This is a genomic window from Chryseobacterium soli (genome assembly GCF_000737705.1).
In the GTDB taxonomy this organism is placed as follows: domain Bacteria; phylum Bacteroidota; class Bacteroidia; order Flavobacteriales; family Weeksellaceae; genus Chryseobacterium; species Chryseobacterium soli.
This window is the reverse complement of record NZ_JPRH01000004.1, coordinates 544,450-564,460: the sequence shown is the minus strand read 5'-3', so window position 1 is coordinate 564,460 and position 20,011 is coordinate 544,450. Positions and strand designations below refer to the sequence as shown.

18 protein-coding genes and 1 pseudogene are annotated in these 20,011 nt (G+C 35.3%); 9 read left to right on the top strand and 10 right to left on the bottom strand.

The genetic code is table 11. The annotated features are described in order from the left end of the window. Positions 1-238 precede the first annotated feature (238 nt). The 3 genes from IW15_RS12900 to IW15_RS22805 are packed head-to-tail and all read left to right on the top strand — an operon-like array spanning position 239 to position 2,892. A complete protein-coding gene (locus tag IW15_RS12900; RefSeq protein WP_034711762.1) occupies positions 239-2,224 on the top strand; it encodes a urocanate hydratase in 1,986 nt (661 codons plus the stop codon). Positions 2,225-2,235: 11 nt separating this feature from the next. After that, positions 2,236-2,715, top strand: coding sequence for a DUF3997 domain-containing protein (locus IW15_RS12895; RefSeq protein WP_131368555.1), 480 nt, complete (start codon positions 2,236-2,238; stop codon positions 2,713-2,715). A gap of 15 nt (positions 2,716-2,730) precedes the next feature. Beyond that, the gene (locus IW15_RS22805) at positions 2,731-2,892 is read left to right on the top strand and encodes a hypothetical protein (RefSeq protein ID WP_165585193.1); all 162 of its coding nucleotides are present in this window, start codon (positions 2,731-2,733) and stop codon (positions 2,890-2,892) included. Positions 2,893-2,938: 46 nt separating this feature from the next. Here IW15_RS22805 and IW15_RS12890 read toward each other — a convergent pair whose 3' ends face one another. The 4 genes and pseudogenes from IW15_RS12890 to IW15_RS12875 form a co-directional block, all read right to left on the bottom strand. Then, positions 2,939-3,718: a GLPGLI family protein gene (locus IW15_RS12890; RefSeq protein ID WP_034711758.1), complete on the bottom strand. Its 780-nt coding sequence runs from the start codon at positions 3,716-3,718 to the stop codon at positions 2,939-2,941. A gap of 51 nt (positions 3,719-3,769) precedes the next feature. Next, positions 3,770-4,078: a hypothetical protein gene (locus IW15_RS12885; protein WP_034711757.1), complete on the bottom strand. Its 309-nt coding sequence runs from the start codon at positions 4,076-4,078 to the stop codon at positions 3,770-3,772. Positions 4,079-4,183: 105 nt separating this feature from the next. After that, positions 4,184-5,010 (bottom strand): annotated as a pseudogene (locus tag IW15_RS23160) (GLPGLI family protein). Between the two features lie 177 nt (positions 5,011-5,187). Further along, positions 5,188-6,981 carry a hypothetical protein gene (locus IW15_RS12875; protein WP_034711755.1) on the bottom strand — a complete coding sequence of 598 codons (1,794 nt, stop codon included), beginning with the start codon at positions 6,979-6,981 and terminating at the stop codon, positions 5,188-5,190. 338 nt (positions 6,982-7,319) lie between these two features. Between IW15_RS12875 and IW15_RS12870 the strand changes: the two genes are divergently transcribed. Further along, positions 7,320-8,021: a DUF6261 family protein gene (locus tag IW15_RS12870; RefSeq protein ID WP_034711753.1), complete on the top strand. Its 702-nt coding sequence runs from the start codon at positions 7,320-7,322 to the stop codon at positions 8,019-8,021. Positions 8,022-8,708: 687 nt separating this feature from the next. On the opposite strand, the gene IW15_RS12865 is transcribed toward IW15_RS12870, so the two are convergent. From IW15_RS12865 to IW15_RS12855, 3 genes are all read right to left on the bottom strand, one after another. Next, complete coding sequence (locus tag IW15_RS12865; RefSeq protein ID WP_034711751.1) at positions 8,709-9,074, bottom strand: helix-turn-helix domain-containing protein; 366 nt, start codon at positions 9,072-9,074, stop codon at positions 8,709-8,711. A gap of 325 nt (positions 9,075-9,399) precedes the next feature. After that, positions 9,400-9,969: a thiol peroxidase gene (gene tpx, locus IW15_RS12860; RefSeq protein ID WP_084681426.1), complete on the bottom strand. Its 570-nt coding sequence runs from the start codon at positions 9,967-9,969 to the stop codon at positions 9,400-9,402. A gap of 213 nt (positions 9,970-10,182) precedes the next feature. Beyond that, positions 10,183-11,067 carry a peroxiredoxin family protein gene (locus IW15_RS12855; RefSeq protein ID WP_051882003.1) on the bottom strand — a complete coding sequence of 295 codons (885 nt, stop codon included), beginning with the start codon at positions 11,065-11,067 and terminating at the stop codon, positions 10,183-10,185. A 518-nt stretch (positions 11,068-11,585) separates the two neighbouring features. Between IW15_RS12855 and IW15_RS12850 the strand changes: the two genes are divergently transcribed. Beyond that, positions 11,586-13,214 (top strand): NADP-dependent glyceraldehyde-3-phosphate dehydrogenase, encoded by a 1,629-nt coding sequence (locus IW15_RS12850; protein WP_034711749.1) that lies wholly within the window; start codon positions 11,586-11,588, stop codon positions 13,212-13,214. Positions 13,215-13,329: 115 nt separating this feature from the next. On the opposite strand, the gene IW15_RS12845 is transcribed toward IW15_RS12850, so the two are convergent. Both IW15_RS12845 and IW15_RS12840 read right to left on the bottom strand, forming a co-directional pair. After that, positions 13,330-13,893 carry a YdcF family protein gene (locus IW15_RS12845; RefSeq protein ID WP_034711747.1) on the bottom strand — a complete coding sequence of 188 codons (564 nt, stop codon included), beginning with the start codon at positions 13,891-13,893 and terminating at the stop codon, positions 13,330-13,332. Between the two features lie 14 nt (positions 13,894-13,907). Further along, positions 13,908-15,446 (bottom strand): S41 family peptidase, encoded by a 1,539-nt coding sequence (locus IW15_RS12840; protein ID WP_034711745.1) that lies wholly within the window; start codon positions 15,444-15,446, stop codon positions 13,908-13,910. A gap of 171 nt (positions 15,447-15,617) precedes the next feature. Between IW15_RS12840 and IW15_RS12835 the strand changes: the two genes are divergently transcribed. Next, positions 15,618-16,715 (top strand): MBL fold metallo-hydrolase, encoded by a 1,098-nt coding sequence (locus IW15_RS12835; RefSeq protein WP_034711743.1) that lies wholly within the window; start codon positions 15,618-15,620, stop codon positions 16,713-16,715. A 1-nt stretch (position 16,716) separates the two neighbouring features. Here the strand turns inward: IW15_RS12835 and IW15_RS12830 are convergent, their stop codons facing one another. After that, complete coding sequence (locus IW15_RS12830) at positions 16,717-17,004, bottom strand: GNAT family N-acetyltransferase (RefSeq protein WP_034711741.1); 288 nt, start codon at positions 17,002-17,004, stop codon at positions 16,717-16,719. Positions 17,005-17,290: 286 nt separating this feature from the next. On the opposite strand from IW15_RS12830, the gene IW15_RS12825 reads away from it, so the two are divergent. From IW15_RS12825 to IW15_RS12815, 3 genes are all read left to right on the top strand, one after another. Beyond that, on the top strand, positions 17,291-17,752 hold the full coding sequence (locus tag IW15_RS12825; protein WP_051882002.1) for a hypothetical protein: 462 nt from the start codon (positions 17,291-17,293) through the stop codon (positions 17,750-17,752). 122 nt (positions 17,753-17,874) lie between these two features. Continuing rightward, a complete protein-coding gene (locus IW15_RS12820) occupies positions 17,875-18,786 on the top strand; it encodes a helix-turn-helix domain-containing protein (protein WP_034711738.1) in 912 nt (303 codons plus the stop codon). An 88-nt stretch (positions 18,787-18,874) separates the two neighbouring features. Continuing rightward, complete coding sequence (locus IW15_RS12815; protein ID WP_034711735.1) at positions 18,875-19,876, top strand: aldo/keto reductase; 1,002 nt, start codon at positions 18,875-18,877, stop codon at positions 19,874-19,876. The last annotated feature ends 135 nt before the right edge of the window (positions 19,877-20,011 follow it).

The window sequence follows — 20,011 nt, the reverse complement described above, 5'->3', positions numbered from 1 at the left end:
AGGGGTGGATTCGACTGAAAGGCGAAGACGGGGTGGTTCATCACGACCGACAATAGCTGTCAAAGATCCCAAAGATTGTATTATTCAGCATTTTGAAACCCACCCCTCCATAGGAGGGGAATTTTGTCGCCCCTGCCTTTCAGTACCACACATTTTTAGTTGCCTATATTTTGTAATTTGAATATCTTTAAAACCAGAAATAGATTTTAATATTCAAACGTAGAAAACCTCATATATAATGACTTTCCAGGAACAAATACAACAGGGCATTCCTCAACAGCTGCCTCAGCCCAAACCATACGAAACCAATATCAATCACGCTCCGAAACGTAAAGAAATTTTAGGCGAAGAAGAGAAAAAATTAGCGTTAAAAAATGCTTTGCGTTACTTTGAACCTCAGTTTCATGCGGAATTATTGCCGGAATTTAAGGAGGAATTGGAGAAATATGGAAGAATTTATATGTACCGTTTCCGTCCCGATTATGAAATGAAGGCGAGACCGATTGCCGATTATCCCGGAAAATCGGAGCAGGCAAAATCAATTATGCTGATGATCCAGAATAACCTGGATTATGCCGTGGCTCAGCATCCGCATGAATTAATTACGTACGGTGGAAACGGAGCGGTGTTCCAGAACTGGGCGCAGTATCTTTTGACGATGAAATATTTGTCTGAAATGACCGATGAACAGACATTAACCATGTATTCAGGGCATCCGATGGGGCTTTTTCCGTCTCATAAAGATGCACCCAGAGTCGTGGTGACGAATGGAATGGTGATTCCCAATTATTCCAAACCGGATGACTGGGAGAAATTCAATGCATTGGGGGTTTCCCAGTACGGACAGATGACGGCGGGAAGCTATATGTATATTGGTCCGCAGGGAATTGTTCACGGAACAACCATCACGGTATTAAATGCATTCAGAAAGATCAATAAAGAACCTCAGGGTGGACTTTTCGTAACTTCAGGATTGGGAGGAATGAGTGGTGCGCAGCCAAAAGCAGGAAATATTGCAGGCTGTGTTACCGTATGTGCAGAAGTGAATCCGAAGATCACCAAGATCCGTCATGAGCAGAAATGGGTGAATGAAATCCATGAAAACCTCGATGAACTGGTAGAAAGAGTAAGAAAAGCGCAGGCAGATAAAGAAACTGTTTCGTTGGCTTATCTTGGAAATATTGTAGAAGTTTGGGAGAAATTTGATCAGGAAAATGTAAGAATTGATATCGGTTCAGATCAGACTTCGCTTCACAATCCATGGGCAGGAGGATATTATCCTACCGGACAGAGCTTCGAAGAATCCAATGCCATGATGGCGGAAGACCCTGAATTATTCAAAGAAAAAGTTCAGGAAACTTTAAGAAGACACGCCGCAGCAATTAATAAACATACCCAAAAAGGAACATATTTCTTCGATTACGGAAACGCTTTCCTGCTGGAAGCTTCAAGAGCCGGAGCCGATGTAATGGCAGAAAACCCAACGTTGGGAAGAGAATTTAAATTCCCAAGTTATGTACAGGATATTATGGGGCCGATGTGTTTCGATTACGGTTTCGGACCTTTCCGTTGGGTATGTACCAGCGGAAACCCGGAAGATCTGCAAAAAACGGATGATATTGCATGTGCCGTATTGGAGGAAATGGTGAAAAACTCTCCCGAAGAAATCCAGCAGCAGATGAAAGACAATATCCAGTGGATCAAAGGAGCGCAGGAAAATAAGCTGGTCGTAGGTTCTCAGGCGAGAATCCTGTATGCAGATGCAGAAGGAAGAATGAAGATTGCAGAAGCATTCAACAAAGCGATTAAAAACGGAGAAATCGGACCGGTGGTACTGGGAAGAGATCATCATGATGTTTCGGGGACAGATTCTCCGTACAGAGAGACATCCAATATTTATGACGGATCAAGATTTACCGCCGATATGGCGATTCAGAATGTGATAGGTGACAGTTTCCGTGGGGCGACCTGGGTTTCCATCCATAACGGGGGTGGAGTAGGCTGGGGAGAAGTAATCAACGGTGGTTTCGGAATGCTGCTCGACGGTTCTGATGATGCCGACCGAAGATTAAAATCCATGCTGTTCTGGGACGTGAATAACGGAATCTCCAGAAGAAGCTGGGCCAGAAACGAAGGTGCTGTTTTCGCCATTAAAAGGGCTATGGAGATAGAACCTAATCTGAAAGTGACGCTTCCGAATTTTGTGGATGAAAGTTTATTTTAATTAAAATTGAATTGAAAACTAGAAATACAAAACTATTCCTATTCTTTTTAGGAATAGTTTTACTTTTATTAATGATAGGTCTTTTACTAAGTCCAAGAGTTTTATTTCCATTTGGTTATGGCCCTGGAATACATGATTTCACCAAAGGTTTAACAGGTCGTTATAATTTATACAGAAATTCTGCCCATACGATTTTTGTCGCTCCTGAAGACGGGTGGAATGACGAAGATGCAATAATTCCTTCAAAAGTTATTAAAGTGAATACTTACAGTGAATTTATTATAGCCGAAAGACAGGGTTTGAAAAAGCGAAATCCTAAAGATAGTTTGGATGGTTATGAAATTCCGGATCCAGATGTAATAGATTACTGGATTCTCAACACAAATAAAAATTATGTACTAAAAAATTTGGACAATGATGATTTTAAAAAGAAATTGGATTCTCTTAAAGTTCCAGTTAATATTAAATTAATTGATGTCTATGAATATTAAATTTATTTCAGGATATTGAAAAAATATACAGCCCAAATTAACAACAAACAACTTGTCTTAGGTTTAGAAGATCAAAAAGAGATTGGAAGAATTGTAGAGCTTAATAAATTCTTTTCTTCAGACATTACATCATTTTCAATTCCAGAAGTTATGATATCAAAAGTGTTGGTTTTCTAAATAAAAAAATAAAAGCACCTAAAAGGTGCTTTTATTTTTTTATAGTTTAATCTAGGTGATTATTTTTACTTCTGTGCATTTTGATAATTCTTTCCTGTTGTTCTTTTGAGACTGTCCTGCCTGTAGAAGCAAAAAAAGCTCCTATCGGATCTTTCTGAAAATCTAGTCTTTTTTTGACAAATTTTGGATAATCAGTTTTCATACTAAAGGTAATAGGCTCAATAGGCTTTTTTATATTTTTAAGACTTTTTAATGTAAAATGAAAAAAATCATTTTCGTCATAGGCTTCCACAATTAATCCAGGGAGTCCTTTAAAATTATAAGGACCTTCCTGAAAAGGGATCTCATCTGTATACCAAGCAGTAATCTGCTTTTTACCATATTTTCCCACAGCTTTTTTGCATGTAAATGTTGATATGGTTTTCGTGTCATTCACAAGCTTCCATTCAATTTTATTTTCAGGCTCAAAAGCAAATACGATGTTAAGTATTTTGTCATACACAATAGGGTTGTGATTTTTATAATAAATTTCCTGAATAAAATATGCCTTGGGAATGTTTGAAAAATCAATTGTATAGGTGCCATTCTTGGGCACTGCCATTGAAACGTTAGCATTGGTCAGGCTGTCATACCTTGCTTTTGCATCCGACCTGAACAAAGAAACATGATCTCCTATAAGAAGAGAGGTGATTTCCTGCTTTCTCGTATAACTGTCTGTGGTGTCAATAAGGAAAGAGGTTAAATATTTACATTCAATTCTTGAGCTGTCTTTTTGTGAAAAAAGAAAATTTATTGAAATTATTAGAAAAAAAAGTGTCAATCTCATAGATAAATTTATTAGACAATTTACAGCCGATTAGACTGTAAATTGTTGTTTTTAGCCACACATGAATTCATTCATCAGTCTGGCATTATCACGCATACATTTTCTTGCGTAATCAATACCTTGTCCAATACTAGGATCATAGCAAGCTGTGTCTTGTATAACCTCATCTGTACAGACTACTAACATACCGTAGCTGATACAAATAGGTTGAAAAGCAGCTTCGCTTTCCGTTTTCTCCTCTGATGTTTCAACTTTTACTTCTTTAGTGGTAACAGATTCTTTTGGTTTAATTTCGACAGCACTTTTAGCGCTTAATAATCCTGCAATACCTAATGCAGCGATTAAAATTGTTTTTTTCATGATTGATTTTTTTGGTTTTTAAAAGTAAATACATTTGTATTAATTGTCTTATATAAATTTAATCAGAACTTATATAATTAACATTTGTGTAGATGAAAATTTTATTTACTCCAGTTCTATTGGGTTTTCATATTTCATATTTAATTCCCGCTCTTTTTGCCTTTGCCGGATCATCTCTTGCCCTTTTATGATGGTGGTTCCATAACTTGCAAGGACGGCAGCTGCATTGGCATCAGCATTTCTTATTGCCTGTCTGAGTTTAGGCTGTGTTGTTTCTATCGCTTCGGTATACCTTCTTTGCTCTATGGTGATTAATTTGCCTTTCAATTTAGAATTTGGGACAGATTGTACCAGTTCAAAATCATAATCACCTTTATCATCTGTAATTTTGATGATTAATCCCGGTAACCCGCTGAATTTATACGGACCATACGGAAACGGAATGTCGGTAGAATACCATGCTTAAAGGTTACTTCCGCTTTTTTACAAGGAATGGTATTGATCACTTTTGTTTCATCTATAAGCTTCCAATTGTTTATGATGGGTTCTTTATAGGTAAGCAGTGACATTCCTGCTGTATTAAAGTACTGTATATTTTCATTGGATTGGATGATGGTAAAGGTAAAACTTGTTTTTGGAATCACTACTCCTTTTTTCCAGCCAAGCGTTATACTTCCATCGGGATTATGGGTCATTGTTCCTGAAGTTGCCATTACCGAATCACCTTTCAGCGATATGCTACTCGCAAAGAACGCACGATGATCTCCTATTTGTAATGAAAATGGTTCTTCATGCCTATAATCAGTTTGTGTATTGAATTTAGCTTTTAGCTGATACGTAAACTCACCACGCAAAGTATCCTGTTTATATGATTGAGCATACGATAAAACACTAAACCCTAAGATTAATGATTGAAATAATTTTTTATACATAAAATGTGTTCTTATTATAAAATTGCATTCATCAGTATTCGTGTAGAAATAATTTTAAAATAAGCAGTAAATATAAAATGTAAATCAAATAAAAGTAGAACATTTTATTAATTTAACTGCAGAAATGTATGCCTTTATGGCTAATTGAGCCTTTGTTTTAGAGTTTTTCTAATAGAATTAAGGTTTGCAATAGATTGTAACTTCTGTATTTAATTCTTGACAACTAGATATTAAAGAAGAGATTAACCATAGCATTTGAATAGCTTCACTTCTTTCTGCAAATCTTTCACCAGTAATTAATTTATTTAAGAATTCTTCTAATCTATTTTTAGAAATAAAATTGATTACCAAGATAACTTCTTTTTTTAAGTATGGATTGGTTGATGCATTCTTAATTGTTTGTATAAATTCATCAACACTATTTCCCTTTCTTAATCTGTTAATATTTGTAGATGCATATTTGTTTATCCATAAGTTCTTCTTTGTACTCAATTGAAAATCTTGAGGCGTTATATTTCCTAAATTTTTTTGGGCTTGTCCTACAATATCTTGAAAAGCACTTGCTGAAGCGCTTGTAGTATTGAATTTTGAATGTATAAATACTATTTTATCATCAGAAACTCCTATATGATCTGCCCATTCTCTTCCGAAATCATCACAGATAAAACAGTTATAATTACCCATGAATTTATCTTCAACAAATCTGAAAATTGAATTTTCTTCAAAAATTGTTGATGTTGCATTAGGATTACCTTTTTCAGAAGTAACATCTCCTAACTGTTGATCTGTTTTGAAAATTTTCAAGAAATTCGATATGTTTCCTAATAATTTATTATCTCTAAATAATTTTCTATTTGAGTATGCTAAATCAATGTTATCAAAGTTAATAATGAATGCATTTTTACTATTGATATGATCTACTATGGATGTGATATTTCCATTAGCATATACGATTTTAATATTTTTAAATTTTAGAGATCGAATAGTAATTGATTTTTCATTTAATCTTAACTCCAAATCTGATGATGTAGTATTTAAAATCTTATAAGAATTATTGTCTAACTCATCCACTTTACAAAGTCTTTCAAACATATTTAAATAATGGATTAAATTAATTTCTTTTATTATATATTCATCATTCTCATTTTTTTTTTCTATGATAAATTTAGAAATCAATCCTTGCTCAAGATCATTATAGATACTACTAAAACTAAATAGTATTGAGATTGGAGTTAATGATTCTCTTTGCAATTCATAATCTTGAGGTTCTGCAAAAATTGATAAAAATGTGGATGTAGAAGAATGGTTTTTTATTTTGTTAATTTGTTCTTTTGACCATTTACAGAAATTTTCAATATTATTTTTTTTACCAAACTTATTAATTCTTGAAGAGTTTAGAATTAGTGTAGTCTTTTCATTATTATTACTTAGTCTTAAAGAGTTTAGTAGATAATTATTTGCACCCAAAGATGAGAAGTTTTCTTTTAAATCAATAGCTTCAACAGTTTTTTCTCTTAAAGCTCTATCTGACACATTTAAATTTTTTAAAGAAAATTTTTCAAAGTTTGTGTTGTCATCTATAAATAAAGTTGAAAGAACTTCATAATCTAGTGGATCTAATAGTTTAATAAAATCTTGAATTTTGCTTATATTTTTTCTGCTAATAACTATAAAATCTTCGATTTCAACAATCAAAAGGTAAGCGAGTTTTTCTTCAAACCAATTTCTGATAGGTTCATCAATAAACGTTGGTTTAGTAATATATTTAAATACACAAACAGAATAGTAAATTTCTTCTGATCTTATTTTTCTTTTTCTTTCATTTAAAAGATAGTATCCTGTTTTTGCAGAGGAAACCAAGTTAAATAAATTTTTAATTCGATTGTCTGAAATAGATATATTGTTTCCGTTTTTATAAAAATAAGCATTCTCATTAATAATTATATTATTAAGTTTTTCAAGATTAGTCATTTGTTTTTAATTATATAATTGGATTTCAAATATATAAAAGATGATTTAATAAAAATTACGGATTTCCGTAATTGCGATGTCTTCCAAGACTCTAAGGAACTATCTCCACAACCTCCGCAACTCACGCCTACTAGTGAAACAAACCACCGGAGCGCTCCGGAGCTTTAAAACAGGTGTGGGTGTAATCTCCAGAGGGCTCCGCAAATCTCGCGCAATGTGCAGGAAACCAAAGAAGTGCTCCGGAGATTACGCGCAGGAGTGTTTGTAACCTAACAACTTTTTAATATATTTGATGCTGAAAATCAGTATCAACTCACTAACAAAAACACAAAAAACGTATGGAAATTGCACTCACAAAGCTGAGTACTAAAGATCTTGCGACTTTAGCTCAGAGAACCATTTCAAATGCCCTGTCCGGGAAATATCCTGTAATTACAAACCATCCGCTGCTTGCAGATTTGCAGGCCTCATACATCGAATACGATAAGGTGTACACCAAGCAGATCTACAGCGGAAAAGGAAAAGACGTTGCCGCGCTGGATGAAGAAAGGGATGCGGCATACAACAGCATGAAAGCATTCCTGAACGGATATCGGAAGCTTTCTTTTGTGGCCCATTATCAGCTGGCGGAAGACCTGTATCAGGTATTTAAAACTTTCGGGCTAAATCTCGACCGTATGAGCTATTCTTCCCAGACTGCCCAAATGAAAAAGCTGATCGAAACCCTGGAAAGTTTCGAAAATGCACAGAAAATCACAGCCCTTTCTCTGAACACGGCATTGGCGGATATGAAAGCTAAACACGAAGCTTTTGAAACGCTGTTTTCTGAGCAGGCAGGGATTAATGCAGACCTTCGCCAGCTGAAAAGCGCATCGGCTATCCGCCGGGATCTGGAGAAAAATCTGAAATCCTATATCCGGTTACTAACCCTGATGAAAGGCGTTTCGGGTTGGGAACTGTTCTACAATGATGTGAACGAACTGGTGAAGGCCGCGAAAAATTCTACTGTAATACCCCCAAAACCTGAAAAGCCATCTTAAAACAGTATAAAAAAAAAAACTCAGCACAACGCTGAGTTTTTTTGTATAGATATTGTTGTAAGCTCCTTTGTTGGAAAATCGCAAAGGCGCAAGGTTTTTTAAGCTGTATGGATATTTTCAAGGCGCAAGAAAATCAAAGATTTTCAGCTATGTAGTCATTATGGAATGAGCAGTAATGAAATTTTATCGGAGATAAAATCTTTGCGCCTTCCAACGCATTTCTGGATTGATTTTGCGTCTTTGCGATATTCCAACCTAAGTATTGTTGTAAGCTTTTTTGTTGGAATATCGCAAAGGCGCAAGTTTTTTTAAGCTTTATGGATATTTTCAAGGCGCAAGAAAATCAAAGATTTTCAGCTATACAGTCATTATGGAATGAGCAGTATTGAATTTTATCGGAGATAAAATCTTTGCGTCTTCCAACGCATTTCTGGATTGATTTTGCGTCTTTGCGATATTCCAACCTAAGTATTGTTGTAAGCTTTTTTGTTGGAAAATCGCAAAGGCGCAAGGTTTTTTAAGCTGTATGGATATTTTCAAGGCGCAAGAAAATCAAAGATTTTTAGCTATACAGTCATTATGGAATGAGCAGTATTGAATTTTATCGGAGATAAAATCTTTGCGTCTTCCAACGCTTTTCTGAATATATTTTGCGTCTTTGCGATGTTCCAACTATAGCTTGAAGTTTTATTTTTTATACTTTTTCAGTTCTTCTGCCAGTCTTTGGTTTTCCTTTTTCAGAAACTCTATAAGATCTCTCTGGCCTTCAAGAAGGAATTCCGGCACGTTGCAATAATAATTACCATTGACATTGCCTACATCAATTGTATTGTTATTAAAATTATTTATGTTTTTAGCTTCCTCTTCCTCATATATTTCTTCCACAGGAACATCCAGAAAACGGGCGATCTTTTCCCATTCTTCCTGTCTTATGCCTACATCTCCGTTTTCTTTTCTGCTGTAGTTGGAAACATCTGTGGCAATGATATCTGCGATCTGCTGCTGCGTAATGCCTTTTCTTTTTCGTAAGCTGCGTAGTTTTTCTTTTTGCATAACCGTATTTTATACAAATATGCAAAATATTACTCAAAAAAAGTAATGAGAATAAGTTCAATATTGAACTTGTTTAAATTTTTATGGTTACCACAAAAGGCACAGAGTTTTTTGAACACCTAAGCGTAATAAGCTATGCATAGAAGTTCACTACAGATCCCATAAGTTTTTAAGAATAGCAGGAAGATCTGTTGAATCAACTTTAATCTGTGGAATCACATTCCCCTCTTTCGGAGGGGTGGCAAATCGAAGATTTGACGGGGTGGTTTAAAAGGAAGCAGACTGTTTTATAGCTATTGTGGTTAAACTTTAAACATTCAATGCTTTAATTTTTCACTGCTTTAATCGCTGCGTCATAATTAGGTTCCTGTGAAATATCAGCTACCTGCTCTTCGTAAACAATTTTTCCTGAAGGATCAATTACTACAACCGCTCTGCTTAACAGCCCTTTCATCACGGAATCAGTAAGTTCTACACCATAGACTTTTCCGAAATCAGAACGGAAATCTGAAAGCATTACTACATTTTTAATGCCTTCGGCACCGCAAAATCTTTTTTGGGCAAACGGTAAATCTTTAGAAATACAAAGTACCACGGTGTTTGGAAGATTAGCCGCATCTTCATTGAAATGACGAACGGAAGCCGAACAAACGCCTGTATCCACACTTGGAAAGATATTAAGAATCATAAACTTCCCTTTGTAAGAATCCAGCGTCTGATCTTTCATACTGACATCGGTAAGGGTAAACTTTGGCGCTGCTTTGTTTACAGAAGGCAGTTTTGCGTAGGTATGTACAGGTTTTCCTCCCATTAAAACAGTGTTGGCCGTTTTATTTTGAGCAAAAGACAATGCCGAGAAAAAGAGTGCTGTGCTGAAAATTATTTTTGAAAACATGAACTTTTATTTTTAACAAAATTATTCTTTTTTTTGACTATACATTCAACTTATATTGACTTTTATGAGGTGTATAAGAGAAAGATTTCAATTTTATTTTTTTTAATACACATATCTTATTCTTAGGTCCCTTCATGATCTTTATATTAAAAGTTAAGACAATTAGATTGTAAGATTATGTATAATTACTTTTTTGATGAAGTCTGTGTTAGATTATTTATTTATCTGTTTTAAAACCTCTTCAAGAGAGGAGGTTCTCAAAATAATTTTTCCGTCATGATCTACTATGAACATCGTGGGAGTACCAATGATGGCATAATTTTGAAAATTTGTGCCTTTTATTCCTTCATAATCACAGAAAACATCTTTCCATAGGAAGGTTTTTGCTTTATCTTTAAATTCCTTTTCATTTCGATCTGCGGATAAAGAAATCAGTCTTACCCCTTTTGCTTTGATGTTTTCAAGATGATCTGGCAGATTTTGGAAAAGGAGCTGACAATGTGCGCAATCGGATGCGTAAAATATGAGCAGCGTTTGGGTATAATTTCCAGCTGCCAGCTCTCTGCTTTTAAGAATGGTATTTTTATCCTGCTCTTTAATAATAAGATCCGGAGCATAAGTACCGGGAGTTCCTTTTATATAAACAGCTAAAATACCATCGTACTTTTCTATTTTTCCGGAAGCTCTTACTAATGGCGCAAAAAAATTGATGTAGTCCTTTTTGTTTTGCTTGGTAAGGAAATAGGCCATTTTACCAACGAAATCTGTATATTGAATAGGATCTGTTATTTTATTACTAATCGTTTTAAAATCATTTTTAAAAACATAGAAATCCATTACAATACTGGTATTTAAATATACCCAGGATGAAATAATATCTGGCCACTGTTCCGTGCCATACAATGTCTGCCAGTCTATTTCTTCTGCAATATATTTGATGGTACTTTTAGCATATTCTTTTTCCGAAGCTGGATTTCCAGAGCTTATATTTTTAGTAGTTTGAATTATTTGTGAAATTTTTTCTTTCTGATCAATTATCTGTGCATTTGAAATGCCAAATAGTATCGTTAAAAACAGTACTGTAATTGATTTTTTCATTTTAATATATTTAAAGAAACAGGATGATTATAATAAATTTCTCAGGGTAAAAGAGGTATCTCAACAATATTGAAAATAAACTTTTTATTTTAATCTTATGTTTTGGGATATTATTGACAAGTTACAATTTTTAATCAATATTATTTTGTATTCTGTTGATATTTAGGGCTGGTAAATGAATATATTTCCTTGTTTCTACGGTTCGCAGACATATGTTTTCAAACAGTTTCAAAAACAGGAGCTTTGAATTTAAATCTTCTTTTTCCTATCCGAATATGAGAGGCTATTTCGAACTCTATTTTATTAAGTATTTTATACATGGAAAAACTGATTTTTTGTTTTGCATCCAAATTTCAGAATCCTTGTTTGGTTAAAATTTTGGATCAATTCATTAACTTTAATTCAAATACCACTCAATAGAGCAAATCTATTAATCACCTGTTTTTAAAATCAATTTTTACGGCTACCTTTAGTATAACAAAAATTGACACCCAATTATTAAAAAAGTAAATAGATTTATGGATTCAGTACATACCCCGTCATTTCACGACATTTTTAAAAGCGAAAACGAAATCCCCGAAGAATATAAAGTTCAGGAAATCCATCAGAGAACCTACCTGCTGAATGGCGAGCTGATCGAATGGAAAGGTGAAGTTACCAATGTATATTCACCCATCTGTATTCCCACAGAAAGCGGCCTGGAAAGGAAGCTGCTGGGAAGCATCCCGAATATTGGCCAGAAAGAAGCGATGGAAGTGCTGGAAGCCTGCGTTAACGCCTATGATAACGGATTAGGCGAATGGCCGACGATGTCTGTAGAAGGGCGCATTAAATGCATGCAGAAGTTTGTATACCTGATGATTCAGCAGAGAGATCTGGTGATCAAGCTGCTGATGTGGGAAATCGGAAAAACGCTGCCGGATTCTACCAAAGAATTTGACCGTACGGTAGATTATATCAATCAAACTATCGATGCCCTGAAGGATTTAGACAGAGAATCGTCCCGGTTCCAGCAATCTGAAGGAACAATTGCCCAGATCAGAAGAGCTCCACTGGGAGTGGTATTAAGCATGGGACCTTTCAATTATCCTTTGAATGAAATATTTACAACGTTGATTCCTGCCCTGATCATGGGAAATACCATTCTGTTTAAGCTTCCCAAACATGGTGTTTTAGCACATTATCCATTATTGAATGCCTTTAAGGAAGCGTTTCCAAAAGGAACGGTGAATACGTTGTACGGCAAAGGTTCGGAGATCATTACTCCTATCATGGAAAGCGGAAAAGTAAATGTACTGGCTTTCATCGGATCGAGCAAAGTGGCTAACGGACTGAAAAAACTGCATCCGAAAGTTAATCGTTTAAGAGCTATTCTTAGTTTAGATGCTAAAAACGCAGCGATCGTAACTAAAAATGCCAATCTGGATGTAGCCGTAAGTGAATGTATTCTTGGTGCACTTTCATTCAACGGACAACGGTGTACAGCGCTTAAACTGATCTTTGTACAGAAGGAAGTAGCCGCTGAGTTTACTGAGAAATTGAATAAAGCAGTTTCTGCGCTGAAACCGGGATTGCCCTGGGAAAAAGACGTGAAGATAACACCGCTTCCTGAGGTGAATAAACCGGATTATCTTAAAGAATGCATTGATGATGCAATCGCTCATGGAGCAAGTGTTCTCAATGAAAATGGTGGCTATCATGAAGCTTCATTTGTTTTTCCGGCGGTAGTATATCCGGTTAACAGTGAGATGAAACTTTATCACGAAGAGCAGTTCGGTCCGGTAATTCCTGTAGTTCCTTTTGAACATATTGATGAGCCTATCGATTATCAGGTCAATGCTTCACATGGAATGCAGGTGAGCATTTTCAGTGAAGATGCCCTGGAAGTTGCCCAGTTAATTGATCCTTTTGTGAATCTGGTAAGCCGTGTGAACATCAACTGCCAGGCCCAGCGTGGTCCGGACGTATTTCCTTTTACGGGAAGAAAAGACAGCGCAGAAGGAACGCTTTCTGTTTTTGATGCGCTCCGTTCATTTTCAATCCGATCTCTGGTGGCTGCCAAGCTGACGGAATCTAATAAAACTTTGTTGAATACCATTGTAAGAGACCACGATTCCAACTTCCTGAGTACAGACTATATTTTCTAGTTTGAATTGAATATAAAAATCCAATACATTCATTATTATAGCTTTCTTACAGATATTGAAAGTCTTCTGGATGAATTGGAAAATAAGTTTCGGCGGGCTGAAAGCCCGCCGAAACTTATTGCGTATAGTAAGCCGGAAATTCTCTCAGAATTGAATAGAGATCTCTCCACTCAAAATAGTGAGGACTTACGCTGCTTATATTGGTAAAACCTTTATCCTTAAACAACTTTTTATTTCGCGTAACATGAAAATACTGTGATACTACAATAGCACTGTTAAAGGGATATTTTTCTTTTAATTTGATGGTATTGTCAACGGTTGCTCGTGTGGTATTCCCTTTATTATCTACAATAATCACGGAATCTGAGATACCTTGATGGATCAGATATTCTTTCATTTTATCTCCTTCATAAAATCCTTCTTTTCCAAGGCCGCCACTTACAAGAATCGTTTTTACGCGATGTTGCCTGTATAGAAAAACTCCGCTTTCCAAACGCTTGATGAGCCGTTCGGATAATGTTCCGTTTTCATTTACTTTGTTTCCTAGAATGATGGCAAGGTCAGCTTTCTTACCATTATCAGACAAGCCGTCAATAATAATATAGAGAGAATGCACTATAAACCATAACAGGAGAAGAGAGCATGCAATTTTTAATAATTTAAATACAGGTTTTGACATTAATGATACTGCCTTTATTTTACGGTATTTTCTTTTTCTCTTGCAATTTCATTTTGAACCCATTCTAATTGTGGATCTTTTTTATCAATGATATCCTGCATTGTTTGGGTAACGGTAACATCAGGAAGTACGCCTCTCTTATCATTTGAAAAACTGATATTGGGCTGTACAAGAAGGAGCCCGATCGGGAGCTTTATCCTTGAATTGGGAAGTTTTTGGTAAGAATAAAACCCTGCTACAGTTCCATCATTTGCGCCTCCGGTTTCTTCACCAACCAATATTGCTCTCTTATCATTTTTTAATTTTGCCGTAATAATCGAAGAAGCCGAAAAACTGCCGCCGTTGATGAGAACAAAAACTTTTCCATGGAACGCATTTTTATTTGGGCTTGTAGGCTTATCAGCTTTCATTTTGTAAAAGATTTTACCGTCTTTTTTATAAGTGCTGAAGGCCTGTGCAAAAAAGTAAGTAGGATAGGTAAAGCTTTTTAATGCATATTCCAGTGGGCTGCTTGTTCTGAAATAATTGGTTTTCAATGGAGTAACTCTTGAAGTGACCTGTGAAGGCTTTATCAGTATAAAAGGTTCGGAAGCCAGATAAGAATAGAGCTTATTGATCTCGTACAGAGAACCTCCGTAATTATTACGGATGTCTATGATGAGGTATGATGATTTTGCTTCTTTAATTTTAGCAAAAGTATCTTTATAGAATTCGTCAGAATAATCCTTTGAAAAACTTTTTACTTTCACATAAGCAGTCGTGCTGTCTTTGTCCAGAAATTTGAAATTTCGGTTATAAGAATTGCTGAATGCCACATAATCATTTACTTTTTTCTCCGGGGTTCTTTTTTCCAGTTCTTTATCCTTTTCCAGATCATTTTTAGATTTGGCTTCCCTGGTCAGCGTATACGTGTGCTTTTCGTTGTTATAAAGTGTTTCAATGGTTGCGTCGTCTGTAAACCCTTTTTCAGCAGTATAAAAATTGAAAAATACATCCTTTAAAAAATAAGACTGAAAGGTAGTATTGTACCCATCGCTGCTGATCAGCCTGCGGTATTTTTTGATGTATTCAGAAACAGGAACATTATTGATCGCTACAATTTCAGTTCCTGGTTTTATGTTTTGGATAGAATCTTTATTTTCAATAATATAAAGACGGTTTTCTTCAATATAATATTCAAACCGGCCGAACATGGCCTTTTTATGTTCTAAGGCTTTGGCTTCTTTCTTGGTGAACTTTTTTCTTGGAATCCTTAATGCCAGATGGCCTTCGCGGATATCTGCAATCACGGGTTGCAACTTAAAATAAAACTGCAGGGGAGTTAGTGGTTCGTTGATTGTTTGCTTCAGACTGTCAATTTTATGATCCAATTCCGGTTTTGAAATATACCAATAAAGCTGCGGATGCATTTCCTGGAGCTTGGTATAGGCATAGTCTATATCCTCTTTAAGCTTTTCCGGAGCTACATCTGTAGCTCTTTGCTCATTATGCTTCCGTGTGGAGGCACATGATGAAAGGACTACATAAAGCAGTATGATTGAATAATTTTTCAATGTGTTTGTTTTTTTTCAATCTGCTAAATTAGAAAGTTTGATTATATCAGTTAAATTATTAATTATAAATTATTCTGAATGCCTTATAAATTTAGTTAAAAAAATAATAGTTGCTGATGGAATTTTTAAATAAAGACAAAAGTAAATATATTTGATGCTTATTTACTACAAATGATTTACTCAATTATTACAATTGTTGTTGTATTGATCGCCGCTTATTTTATCATCACCAGCCAACAGGTTTTTGGGGCAGAACCAAAAGGAAAAAGGCTCGAAAGGATGAAACAGTCAAAATTATATAAGAACAGTCAGTTTCAGAATACCAGCTATACACCCTCAATTACCGAAGGATATGGAGTCACTAAAGTAATGTACGATTTCTTTTTCGCCAAAAAAGATCCTTTGCTGAAGCCTTTGAAAAGCATTCCTGCCATTCATACCGATTTAAAAAACATTTCAAAAGACGAAGATGTGTTCATCTGGTTGGGCCACTCTTCTTATTATATTCAGACAGACGGAGTTTCTTTACTTATAGATCCTGTACTGAGTCTGTATGGTTCGCCTTTTAAATATTTCAATAAAGCTTTTAAAGGAGCAGATATTTTTAAACCTGAAGATATTCCCAACATCGATTACCTTATTATCACGCATGATCATTATGATCACCTTGATTATCCGACTGTAAAAGCAATAAAAAATAGGGTAGGAATGGTTATTTTACCTTTGGGAGTCGGTGCACACTTCGAAAGATGGGGCTATGCCGAAAACCAGCTTATTGAGGAAGAATGGGGTGGCGAAGCATTGTTAAAGAATAATCTGAAGATTACATTTACCCCTGCAAGACATTTTTCCGGAAGAAAAGTGAAACGTAACGTAACGCTTTGGACTTCTTATGTGCTGGAAACACCCACAAAGAAAATCTTTTTAGGCGGCGACAGTGGCTATGATTCCCACTTTAAAATAATTGGTGAAAAATATGGACCTTTTGATTATGCTGTAATTGAAAACGGGCAATATAATGAAGCCTGGAAGTATATCCATGCATTACCGGAAGATGTGATTCAGGCTTGTATTGATATCAAAGCCAAGAATATTATTCCTGTTCATTCTTCAAAATTTGCACTGGCGCTTCATCCGTGGAATGAGCCCTTGAAAAAAGTGGCAGGCCTGGGTAAAGAAAAAGGCCTGCATGTGCTTACCCCGCTCATCGGTGAAATGGTTGACCTGAATAAAACGGACAACCAGTTCAAAGTGTGGTGGGAGGATTAAGTTAGGCGTGCCAGATATCTTTATATCTCGCCGGGTGGTTCTCAAACTGCTGTCTTACAAAATCACATTCAGGATCTACCAGCAGATCTTTTTCTTCAGCGTAATTAACCAATTCGTCCAGAAGCATTTTAGCATAGCCTTTACCCTCGCGCTCTTCGTCTAATTTGGTATAATAGACGATCAATAATCTTCCATCAATTTTTATGGACATATAGCCTGCTTTTTTATCATCAATTAAAAGTTGCAGTTCGTCCTGGTATGGAGATATTTCAATTTTTAAATTTTCCATAAGTATTGAGATTTGATTGATTTAAAATGACAATGAAAACTCTTTTATGAATTCATTTTCTTAAAATTACAAATTAAAAATGATAATGAAATACATTTTAAATATTTTTAATAAAGATTTTATTTTTAGTATTAATCACTTGCCATAATCATTGTTTTTCTTGTAATATTTTTAAAAATTTCTGGTGTTTTCCAGCTCTTGTGATTTTTTTAACAAAGATTATGAATGTGTGTTGTGAATTTGGCATTTTAATTGAAATCTTACCAGCAGATTAAATTTAAATAAGATGAAAAAATTATTCATAACAGCATTATTGGTTGGAACATTTAGTTTGAGCTATGCGCAGTCAGATTATTATAATGATTATAGAAGAAGTATTTCAGATGTCAACTGGCAAACGGTTGCAGCAGATTTACTTCTTTCAGCAACACAAACCAAACAGTTGTATAGTCTAAATGACAGATATAACGATTACAATTCATGGAATAAAGTGTATGTACACAACCCGGACAGATGGAGGGATGACCGATATTCTGAAATCGAAAGAATTATGGGGCGGGAAAAATACACAAAGTTCAAAACAAAATACTACAAAGGACAAAATCCTACTGCCATATACAACAGAAATAAAAATAATGATAAGAGATATAAGCATATGGAAAAAAAGGCTAAATCTCATAAGTATGATCATGACAATGAAAATGACCACGACAATGGTAATGGCAATGGCAATGGGCACAGACATTAATCACTATTCACTCTACATTCAATTATTTATTAGTGGCCGGTCGAAAGATCGGTCATTTTTTATGGGATCAAATTATTTGGATTTTTTAATAAATTTCTGTTTGAATTTTATAATTTTGACCTATGGAATCCACAGAATCTTTACAGCAATTTTATACAAGGACTCAGGTCCCTGTTTCTCCTACCGGTCTTGCTAATGCTCATGGGGGATTAGGACATTTTAATGTTTTTTCCAGAGATGATTGTGCGTTGGTTACGCCTTACAGCAGGAGAGATTATTATAAGATCTCTTTAATCATAGGTAAAGGAAAACTTCATTATGCAGATAAATGGATATACGTAGACAGGCCTGCATTGTTGTTTTCCAATCCTGTAATTCCCTATTCGTGGGAAGGAGAAGACGAAGACCAGACCGGATGGTTTTGCCTCTTTACCGATCAGTTTCTGCAGAATGGTAACCGTTTAGGGCATATTCAGGATTCTCAACTGTTTAAAATAGGAGGAACTCCGATCTTTTTTGTTGATGAACTCCAGCAACAATCTGTTTCAGAAATTTTCATTAAAATGATGGCTGAAATTCAGTCGGATTATATGCATAAATACGATATGCTTCGTGCCTATCTTCATCTTTTGATCCATGAAACGATGAAAATGAATCCTGCAGAAAGTTTCGAACCTTATCAGAATGCTTCCCAGAAAGTAGCCTCTTTGTTTATGGAATTGCTTGAAAGACAGTTTCCTATTGACAGTCCTGAAGCTTTCTTAAAATTAAAGACACCCAATGATTATGCTGAAAGCCTTTCTGTTCATGTAAATTCTCTAAACCGCTCTGTAAAAGAGATTACCGGGAAAACCACTACCCAGCAGATTACCTCAAGAATTATACAGGAAGCAAATGCCCTGCTGATACACACCGATTGGAATATCTCTGAAATCGCTTATGGATTAGGATTTGAAGAGCCTGCCTATTTTACCAATTATTTTAAAAAGCAAACCGGATCTACTCCAAATGCATTAAGAGCCAGTCTTGTTTGAATTTTATAATTCTTAGTTTGAATTCTATATCAACAATAGAAAACTCTTGTCCTAATTTTGTCCTGTAAATTTAAAATCACAGACTATCATGAAATTTAAAAAATTAGGAAACACAGGAGAGCAGTTATCAGCTATTGGATTGGGATGTATGGGAATGAGCTTTGCTTATGGCCCTGCAGATGAACAGGAAAACATCAATACATTACACAAAGCTCTTGATCTGGGAGTCAATTTTTGGGATACAGCAGATATGTATGCCAATGGAGAAAATGAAAAACTGATTTCTAAAGTTTTGGTACCTAACCGTGACAAGATTTTCATTGCAACTAAATTTGGATTTAGATTCATGGATGGTAAAGCAAGTCACAGTTCAGCTCCGGGAACTTATTTTGACGGCTCACCGGAATGGATCAAGCAGGCTGTAGATCTTAGTCTTCAAAGATTGAAGATTGACACCATAGATCTTTATTATGCGCATAGAGTAGACCCGAATATTCCTGTTGAGGAAACGGTAGGAGCAATGGCTGAGCTGGTAAAAGCAGGGAAAGTTAAATATCTTGGTTTATCGGAAGCATCGCCTGAATCTATCAGAAAAGCTAATGCAATTCATCCTATTGCCGCATTACAGTCCGAATATTCTATCCTGACCAAAGATGTTGAAAAAGAGATTTTGCCGACGATCAGAGAGCTTGGAATTACGTTGGTGCCTTATTCACCGTTAGCAAGAGGACTTTTTGCTAATATCAATGAAACTGAGAAATTTGGTGATGATGATTTCAGAAAATCGCTGCCGCGTTATCAGAATGAAAGTTTGGAAAACAACAGAAATCTGGCTAAGGAATTTAATGACTTTGCAGCTTCTAAAGGAGTAAAAGGGACACAACTGGCACTTGCCTGGGTATTGAACCAGGGAGATGATATTATTCCGATTCCGGGAACCAAACGTATTAAGTATTTGGAAGAAAATATTGCAGCAGTGAATATTGATCTTTCTCAGGACGATTTACAAACCATTGATGCTATCCTGAAAAAATACCCTAATATTGGAGAAAGATACAGCGAAGGCTCTATGAAATTGGTTAATAATTAAAAAAACAATAAAATTTAGATTCCCGATAACTGATATTGGGAATCTGGATTTTATACTGATATTATAGTTGAAATAGCCATTTTTATACATCCTTAGATTTCCAACCAATACATGTTGTAAATGTAGGATCTGCTT